The organism is Humidesulfovibrio sp., from assembly GCF_035560995.1.
Taxonomy (GTDB): Bacteria; Desulfobacterota; Desulfovibrionia; order Desulfovibrionales; family Desulfovibrionaceae; genus Humidesulfovibrio.
In genome coordinates this window covers 1-4,631 of record NZ_DATMYK010000290.1, presented here as the reverse complement: position 1 = coordinate 4,631, position 4,631 = coordinate 1, and the positions used below count along the sequence as shown (strand labels likewise).

The following is a 4,631-nucleotide window of genomic DNA, read 5'->3' as shown; positions in this document are numbered from 1 at the left end:
GCGAGGGAAAGAACCAGGGCGGCGGTGGCGAGCTTCTTCAACATGATGAGTCTCCTTGATTCGGTTGTGGGTTTCGAGAGGGTCTACGTGCTACTGCTTGGCGGCTTCAGCGGCCGTGGCAGCGGTCTGCTTGTCGTGCTTCTGGCGATAAATGTCCTTGCTCAACTTGTCGGCCTTCTTATCCAGGTGGTTGCGCTCCTGGGCGGTCACCTGGCCGTCGGCCTTGGCGCGATCCTCGGCCTTTTCCAGTTTGGCCTTGCGCTTCTCCAGCCGGGCGGCTTCCTTCTCGTTCAGCGCGCCGGAGGCCTTGCCCTGTTCGATGCGCTTCTCCATGTTGGCCTCGCGCTTATCAAGCCCCGGCGTGGCCGGAGTCTGGGCGAAGGCGGGCGCAGCCAGGGAGAGCACGAGGGCGGCGGCGGCGAATTTCTTGAGCATGGTCAGGGCTCCTTGTGAAGCTGTGGTGGTTTGAGGTTTCCGGTTCAGGGCCGCGTTCTGTTTTCCTGTCGCGCCATGCGGCGCGTGCCAACAAGAGAGCATGCCCCGTGCCAACACTACATCATACTGATCTTATTCACTTTGGCTACTTTTGCTCACAGCATGGGCCAGGACGAGAGAGCAAAGATTGCGCTCTCTGCGCGCAAAGGGCGCAAGGATATGTCGTGCCAGGGCGAAGAGAGGAAAAAAGGCGAGGGCATGCGGAAAAAGCGGGCGCAGGAATCAAGGAAGGCAAAATCAGCGGGAAAGCCTCTCCTGGCGCGGGTTCAGCCCCCCCTGGTCCAGGCCGCGCCCGGCGTCGTACACGCCCACCAGGGCGTCCAGGCGCACGGACGTGCGCGAGCGGCGGAAGTAGCGGCGGATGTTCAGGAAGTCCGACTCGTAGCCGCCCTCGTCCTGCCAGCCCCGGCAGCGCACATAGGCAAGATCGCGCGAGAGGCACAGGCACAGGGGATCGATGTTGCCCTGGCGCACGGCATCGGCCAGGGGGTCTGCCCCTTGCGGCGCCGGGCGCGGCAGAAAGGGCACGTCAAAGGCCCGGCTGGTGTCCACCCGGCCGATGACCAGCTCCGCGTCCAGGTGCGGCAAATAGTGGGCGAAGGCTTCGGGCGTAAGGGCGTTGTCGTCGTCCAGAAGCAGCAGGTGCCCGCCCCGCGCCTGGCCCATGAGGATGTGCCGGATGTGGTTGCCGAAGCCGCAGGTCCGGCCTTCCGGCCTGGGCAGCACGAAAAAGCGCAGACCGGCCAGGGGAACGGCGGGACGGAAGCCGTCGCGGCCGTCGAAGCCCACCAGCACCTCCACCTGATGCGGCGCAAGCCCGGCGGGCGCGGCGAAGGCCACGGCGGCGGCCACGCTCTCAAGGGCCTGGGTCAGGCCTTTGGGGCGCAGGCCGGCGCTGGGGATGATGACGCTGAAGAGCGGCCGATCATTTGGCGCGGACGACATGGTCCTGGCTCCCTGCGCCCGCCTCTGCCGGCGGGGTGCGGATGAACTGGGCGGCGATGAGCGAGCACAGGGACAGCACGGCCCCGCCCAGGAAGACCATGCGCGCGTCCCACAGCCACAGGGCCCCGCCCACCACGGGAATGACCACGGCCGCGATGTGGTTGATGGTGAAGCCCACGGCCATGGTCGGGGCGATATCCTTCGGGTCGCCCACCTTCTGGAAATAGGTGCTCACGCACATGGCGAAGTTGATGACCAGCTGGTCCAGCACATACAGGCAGGCCACCAGCAGCTTGGATTCGGAGAAGGCGTACACGCAGAACACCACGGTCACGGTCAGGTACTCCACGGTCAGAAGCGCCCGCTCGCCGTAGCGGTTGATGGCCCGCCCGATGAGCGGATTGGCCACCACGTTCACCGCGTTGTTGAAGATGAACAGGCCGGTGATCTCGCCCACGCTCATGCCGAACTTCTTCACCAGCAAAAACACGGCAAAGGCCATGAACACCTGCCGTCTGGCGCCAGCCAGAAAGGTCAGGATGTAGTACAGCGTGTACTTGCGCCGCAGAAACATCTTCTTGCGCTGCACCGGTACTTCCGCGTGGCTGGGATTCTGCGTCAGGGCCCACAGGCCCGCCGCGGCCACCACCACGCCCAGCCCGGCGTAGATGCCGGGGTAGTCCAGCACGCGCGTGGCCAGAAGAACCAGAAGGCCCACGGCGATGTTGCTGATGCCCGTGACGCTCCTGAGCCGCCCGAACACCAGCGGCGCCTGGGAGCGGTCGAAGTACTGCAACGTCAGCGACATGTTCAACGTTTCATAATAGTGAAAGCCGAAGCTCATGATGAGCGTGGTGGCGGCGATGCCCCAGAAGCTGGGAAAAAGGCCCGTGAGGCCCACGCCCAGGCCCAGGGTGGCGATGGCCAGGGCCACGATGCGGTGCTCGGGCAGCACCAGCAGCACATACACCACAAGAAGCGAAAGAAAGCCCGGCACCTCGCGCAGGCCCTGCACCAGCCCCACCTCGAAGCCGCCGAAACCCGCACGCTCCACCGCGAAGTTGTTGAACAGCGTCACCCAGCCCTGCATGCCGATCTGCGAGGCCGCGGTGAGCACCATGAGGAACAGGAACATGCGCCGGGCTTGGCTGGAAATGGCTGCGGGCTGGGCTTTGCTGGCTTCGGGCATCGTGTCGTCCTGGCTTGGAAGGGTGGGGCTGAACCAAAATAGAGCACCCGAACAGTCCGGTCAATCCGCCGGTCCGGGCGAGGCGGGCAGGATGATCGATGCGGGGCATGCGGGAAATAGTGTGCACTCCATATCCGGCCATTTTGCTACAGTGTATTCATTGCCTTAATGAAATGCATGGGCTACAATGAAAGCCACAACCCTTGTGTTGAGCCCGGATTGCGATACGAAATACTTCTGGGGGTTATCATGAAATTCAATATATTCGTCAAAGTCACTGGAATGGTCATCACTGCTGTGCTCGTCAGCAGCATCAGTCTGTTCCTTGTGTCGAACTATCTCGTCGGCCAAGGCTTCGATTCTGAAGCGAGAGACAACATCGCCCTGTTCCAGCGCGTTGTGGAGAAGCAGGTGGAGTCGGAAAAGACGAGCCTGGCCCAGACCACGGCGGCGCTGGCCCACAACCCCGCAGTCGTCGAAGCCGTGGCCAAACGCGACGCCAAGACTCTGAAGGCTCTGCTGCGCCACCAGATGGAGATACACAAGGTGGGCACCATTCTGGCCAGCGACGAGGCCGGCGTGGCCATCGTGCGCGCGCACGACGACAAGGCGGGCGACTCGCTTCTGAACCTCATCTCCGTGGCCAGCGCGCTCAAGGACAAGCCCCTGGTGGGCATCGAGCGCGGCAACGTGGTCAAGTTCGCCATCCGCGCCGCCTATCCCGTCAAGCAGGATGGCCGGATCGTCGGCAGCGTGGCCGTGGGCGACAGCCTCACCAGCGACAAGTTCGTCGATGCGATCAAGGATCTGACCGGCATGGAGGTCACCATCTTCGACATGGACACCCGCGTGGCCACCACCGTGATCAACGAGGGCAAGCGGGCCATAGGCACCAAGATGGACAACCCCAAGGTGCTTGAGACCGTGCTCAAGAAGGGCGAAAGCTTCCAGCTGACGAACAAGATCCTGGGCAAGCCCTACGAGACCGCCTACTGGCCCCTGAAGGACAGCAACGACAAAATCGAGGGCATGTTCTTCATCGGCAAGGAGCGCCGGATCATCGAGGAGACCAAGGGCTCCATCACCCGGCTCATGCTCGCGGCCGGTGCGGTCATCTGCGTCATCATGGGCGCCATCGGGCTCGTGTTCGCGCGCACCCTGGCCAACCCCTTGAAGCGCACGGCCGAGTTCGCCACCAAGGTCGCCGGCGGCGAGCTGAATGAAAAGCTCGACGTGCGGCGCGACGATGAAATAGGCACCCTGGCCGACACCCTGCGCAACATGGTGGACACCCTGAAGCGCATGATCGCCGAAAGCGACCAGAAGAGCCGCGAGGCCGAGGAACTGGCCGAAGAAGCCAACCACGCCACCAAGGTGGCCGAGGACGCCCTGAAGCAGGCCGCCCAGGCCAAGCGCGAGGGCCTGCTGCAGGCCGCGGGCAAGCTGGAGCAGGTGGTGGGCGTGATTTCCGCCGCCGCCGAGGACCTCTCCGCGCAGATCGAGCAGTCCAGGCGCGGCGCGGACCACCAGTCCCAGCGCGTGGCCGAAACCGCCACAGCCATGGAGGAGATGAACGCCACCGTGCTTGAAGTGGCTCAGAACGCCGGACGCGCCGCCGACACCAGCGAAAACGCCCGCAAGAACGCCGCTCAGGGCGCGCACGTGGTGGAACAGGCGGTGACGGGCATCGGCGAGGTGCAGAAGAGCAGCGAGGAACTGAAGGACGACATGGCCGCCCTGGGCAGGCAGGCCGACGGCATCGGCACCGTCCTCTCGGTCATCAGCGACATCGCCGACCAGACCAACCTGCTGGCGCTCAATGCCGCCATCGAGGCCGCCCGCGCGGGCGACGCCGGACGCGGCTTCGCCGTGGTGGCCGACGAAGTGCGCAAGCTGGCCGAGAAGACCATGACCGCCACCAAGGAAGTGGGCGACGCCATCCGGGGCATCCAGGACGGCACCAGGAAGAATCTTGAGGGCGTGGAGCGCGCGGCGGGCATGG

General features: G+C 64.5%; 4 protein-coding genes. 1 reads left to right on the top strand and 3 read right to left on the bottom strand.

From position 1 onward, the window contains the following. Positions 1-90: 90 nt before the first annotated feature. The 3 genes from VN419_RS11325 to VN419_RS11315 form a co-directional block, all read right to left on the bottom strand. Positions 91-435 carry a hypothetical protein gene (locus tag VN419_RS11325; protein ID WP_325647337.1) on the bottom strand — a complete coding sequence of 115 codons (345 nt, stop codon included), beginning with the start codon at positions 433-435 and terminating at the stop codon, positions 91-93. 297 nt (positions 436-732) lie between these two features. Continuing rightward, on the bottom strand, positions 733-1,440 hold the full coding sequence (locus tag VN419_RS11320) for a glycosyl transferase (RefSeq protein ID WP_325647336.1): 708 nt from the start codon (positions 1,438-1,440) through the stop codon (positions 733-735). Beyond that, positions 1,421-2,629 carry an MFS transporter gene (locus VN419_RS11315; RefSeq protein ID WP_325647335.1) on the bottom strand — a complete coding sequence of 403 codons (1,209 nt, stop codon included), beginning with the start codon at positions 2,627-2,629 and terminating at the stop codon, positions 1,421-1,423. The genes VN419_RS11320 and VN419_RS11315 overlap by 20 nt, the downstream gene beginning before the upstream one ends. Positions 2,630-2,878: 249 nt before the next feature. Between VN419_RS11315 and VN419_RS11310 the strand changes: the two genes are divergently transcribed. Then, the coding region (locus tag VN419_RS11310) for a methyl-accepting chemotaxis protein (RefSeq protein WP_325647334.1) at positions 2,879-4,631 on the top strand (1,753 nt) is incomplete at its 3' end.